The 3,685-nt window shown below is 63.3% G+C and carries 2 protein-coding genes and 2 pseudogenes; 2 read left to right on the forward strand and 2 right to left on the reverse strand.

All coding sequences use genetic code 11. The features are described from left to right. Nucleotides 1–267 (reverse strand): annotated as a pseudogene (locus A37A_RS14715) (Druantia anti-phage system protein DruA); the annotation flags it as partial. 285 nt (nucleotides 268–552) lie between these two features. On the opposite strand from A37A_RS14715, the gene A37A_RS20905 reads away from it, so the two are divergent. Both A37A_RS20905 and A37A_RS0100030 read left to right on the forward strand, forming a co-directional pair. After that, entirely contained in the window at nucleotides 553–1,761 is a 1,209-nt protein-coding gene (locus tag A37A_RS20905; protein WP_081616138.1) for a DUF4912 domain-containing protein, read from the forward strand. A gap of 47 nt (nucleotides 1,762–1,808) precedes the next feature. Continuing rightward, nucleotides 1,809–3,395 carry a glycoside hydrolase family 57 protein gene (locus A37A_RS0100030; protein WP_018289505.1) on the forward strand — a complete coding sequence of 529 codons (1,587 nt, stop codon included), beginning with the start codon at nucleotides 1,809–1,811 and terminating at the stop codon, nucleotides 3,393–3,395. A gap of 19 nt (nucleotides 3,396–3,414) precedes the next feature. Here A37A_RS0100030 and A37A_RS14720 read toward each other — a convergent pair. Beyond that, nucleotides 3,415–3,685 (reverse strand): annotated as a pseudogene (locus A37A_RS14720) (IS630 family transposase); the annotation flags it as partial.

Below are 3,685 nucleotides of genomic sequence, written 5' to 3' on the forward strand. Positions count from 1 at the left end.
CACCCGCTGTACGGCGCTCCATCCAATCCACCGATCCCGATCCTTGAGCGCGTAGCAGGCCGGCCCCCAAACCAGCAGCGCCACCGCCTGCCCATCTTGGGCAATGACCTGGCGCAAATAGTCGCCCACCGATCGCCCCGCCCCCAGATAGTGGCGTTCCTTCAACTGCCCATCGAACCATTCGATTTCTTCGGGAAAACTGGCAATCGAAACTTCCAGTCCGCAATCCCTTGGCCCACCGGTTCCTGAATGGAAATGCTGTTTCATCGAGCCTATGGCATCGAAAAAGTCGCCTCATGTCTAGCCTTTCTTTCCCTCCCTGGCGCAGAATCACTTGGCCGTTCATAAAAAAAGACCCTGCGGCGAATCCCTCCTGCCGTCAGCCACGGATTTCCTCGACTTCCTGCTGGTCGAGCCGACTTGATGCGGTTATAATCACTGTGGTGGGAAAAAAAGGAGAGGTCTTCCGGCGGGTCCGAAGCCTGCGTCCTTCTGCCAACCAGAAAACCGCGGCTGCCGCGGGGCCCGCAGAGCAAGGAAGATGAGAACACCATGACCTCGCGTAAAACACCCCTCCGTCCGTCCTCTCGAACTCGATCTTCCACCAGCGGCAAGCCGGTCGGCAGCAGACGGAGGCGACCCTCATCCAAGGCTCCTCGCGATCCTTTTCTCGCCGTCGAACCGGTGACGGGCTCGGAAGCCGAACGGACGCGTCCCCCATCGGTCGATCCGCCCTCCGATGGACTCTTCCCACCCGCAGTCGGTTCGGACACCGTTCGACTCTACCTGACTCCGCGTGGGCCGAACTCACTCTTCGCCTACTGGAATTGGCCCGAGGAGCGCCTCGCGCAAGCCGCCCGAGCGGCCGATGACGGCTGTATCCTCCTCCGGCTCCGTCGATCCGACGGGAGAGTCCGGGAGGAGCACGCGCTGCCCCCCGGTTGCCGCAACTGGTACTTTTCCCTCTCCGAAAGTGGAGAGACCTTCTCGGTCGAGCTGGGGACCTATCAGACTCAGGGAACCCGGCGGACCTTCCTCTCGCTCGGCGCATCCCAACCTGTCGCATCGCCTCGCTTCACGCCTTCCGAACGCACCGATCGCACCCTTGCAACCCTTCCCCCAGGAGTACCCTTCCGTCAACTGGCCCGGGAGTTCCGTCCCGTCACTCTCCCAGGCGAGCAACTCGTCGAGACGCTGGCTCGCATCCAGGACCAAGGCCAGGAGTGCCTCCCCCATGGCGAATCCGATCTCATCTCCCGATGGGTCGCCGCCTGGCCCGCCGGACAGGCGGCAGGGAGCTGGGGGGGCAGCCCTTCGAGCTTTGGCCTCTTCTCATGGCCCGGCTCCTTCCCCTGGCCAGGTTCGGGGGTCACCGCTTGGCCGGGAAGCTTCGCTTGGCCCTCGTCCTGGGCCTTCAGCCCCTTCGGAGCCTCCTGGGCCATTCCTCCGGGAGTCGGGCGGGAGCGAGGCTTTTTCCTCCACGTCAACGCGGAGCTCATTCTTTACGGGGGAACCGATCCCCAAGCGCAGGTCACCGTGCTCGGCCATCCGATTGCGCTGGAGCCCGGCGGGACATTCCGCTACCATTTCTTGCTCCCGGACGGAAGCTACCGCATCCCGATCGAGGCCGTGTCGCCCGACGGGGTGGAGACCCGCGGGGCGACGCTCTCCTTCCTCCGCGAGAGCGAATATCTCGGGAAGGTGGATGCCACGGCGCAGCCACCGCTTCCACCGGAGCCTCTGGGCCGCACTGCGGGCTGAAGCTCCGCAAAGAGGAGCGGGGGAAAGATCGAGGATCGAATCACGCAGTGGAACCTCGAGGCTACCTGGCGATTCTGCTGCATGGGCATCTTCCCTTTGTCCGGCATCCCGAGCATGAGGAGTTCTTCGAGGAGGACTGGCTCTTCGAAGCAATCAGCGAGTGCTACCTCCCCCTCCTCTCGGTGCTCGAAGGGCTTCTTCGGGACGGGATTGACTTTCGTCTGACCCTCTCCCTCTCCCCTACCCTCTGCGCCATGCTGGGGGATCCCCTTCTCCAGAGACGCTACACGACTCATCTCGAGCGGCTGCTCGAGCTTGCCTGCCGCGAGTCGGACCGCACGCTCTTCTCTCCCCTCTTCCACCCACTCGCCCGGTTCTACCGGATCCAGCTCGAGGAGGCCCATGAGGCCTACCTTGATCGCTACCGGGCCGATCTCCTGGGAGCCTTCCGGCGCATCGCCCAGACGGGGAAGCTCGAGCTCATCAGCTGCGGGGCGACCCACGGCTACCTCCCGCTCCTCTCCGAGACGCCCGAAGCGGTCCGCGCCCAGGTCCTCATCGCCCGCGACTCCCACCAAGCGCTCTTCGGGACGGGTCCCAAGGGGTTCTGGCTTCCCGAATGCGCCTACTATCCGGGAGTCGAGGACTACCTCCAGGAAGCCGAGATCCGCTGGTTCGTCGTCGATAGCCATGGGCTCCTCTTTGCCGACCCCCGCCCGCAGCGAGGCTTCTTCGCGCCAATCTACACCCCTTGGGGCCCTGCGGCCTTCGCCCGCGACGTCGACTCGAGCCGCGAAGTCTGGAGCGCCTCGGAGGGCTACCCGGGCGACTTTGATTACCGGGAGTTCTACCGCGACATCGGCTTTGAGCTCGACTACGACTATCTGCGCCCCTACATCCTCCCGACTGGAGAGCGAAAATTCCTCGGGATTAAATACTATCGGATCACGGGCCCCTCCCCGGAGAAGGAACTCTACTCCCCGGAAGCAGCCCGGGCCAAGGCGGGCCTCCATGCCGAGGACTTCTTGTCCAAGCGTCAAAACCAGGTCGCTTCCCTTCGGGCGCAGGGCTTCGGTCTTCCGCCGATCGTACTCGCCCCCTACGATGCCGAGCTCTTCGGACACTGGTGGTACGAGGGACCTCAGTTCCTCGACTTCCTCTTTCGTGGAATGGCCAGGGATCCCCTCTCCCTCGCCCCGATCACCCCCACCGAGTATCTCGAGCGCCACCCGACCCAGCAGTTGGCCCTCCCCGCTGCCTCCTCCTGGGGGTGGCGAGGACACTCCGAAGTCTGGCTCGACGGGGAGAATGACTGGATCTACCCCCACCTCCATGATGGCGCCCACCGCCTGGTCGCCCAAGCCAAGCGCTATGCCTCCCACCGGCGGCCGCCTCAGCGGCTCCTCCGCCAAGCCGCCCGCGAACTTCTGTTGGCCCAGGCGAGCGACTGGGCCTTTCTGATGAAGACCGGCACCGCCGCGGCCTATGCGAGGCGCCGCACCGAAACCCACCTCTTCCGGCTGAACACCCTCTGTAGCCAACTCGAGGATTCTTCCGCTGACTTCGCCTTCCTCGATGAATGCGAACGGCGGGACAACCTCTTCCCGGATCTCAACTGGCGTTACTTTGCCTAGTGTTCTGAACGATAAATAGCTATGTATTAGCTTTTGCTTCGATTGCTGCGCGGGAACGCTGGATTTTTTCCAAAATGGCCTGCCCTTCAGCCTTCCAAACGTATCGCTTGGGCGAAAGGTCGCGGTCCTGCAGATAGGCCTCTATTGAAGCGACCAATTCCTTGGTGCTTGTAAAGCTGCCGTCCCGGATGCAGTCCACCGTCAAATCCCGGAAAAAGCGTTCCACCAGATTCATCCACGAACTGGACGTTGGCGTGAAGTGAAGGTGGATTCTGTGGGTTCCCCGCATG

Source organism: Verrucomicrobium sp. 3C (assembly GCF_000379365.1).
In the GTDB taxonomy this organism is placed as follows: Bacteria; Verrucomicrobiota; Verrucomicrobiia; order Methylacidiphilales; family Methylacidiphilaceae; genus Methylacidimicrobium.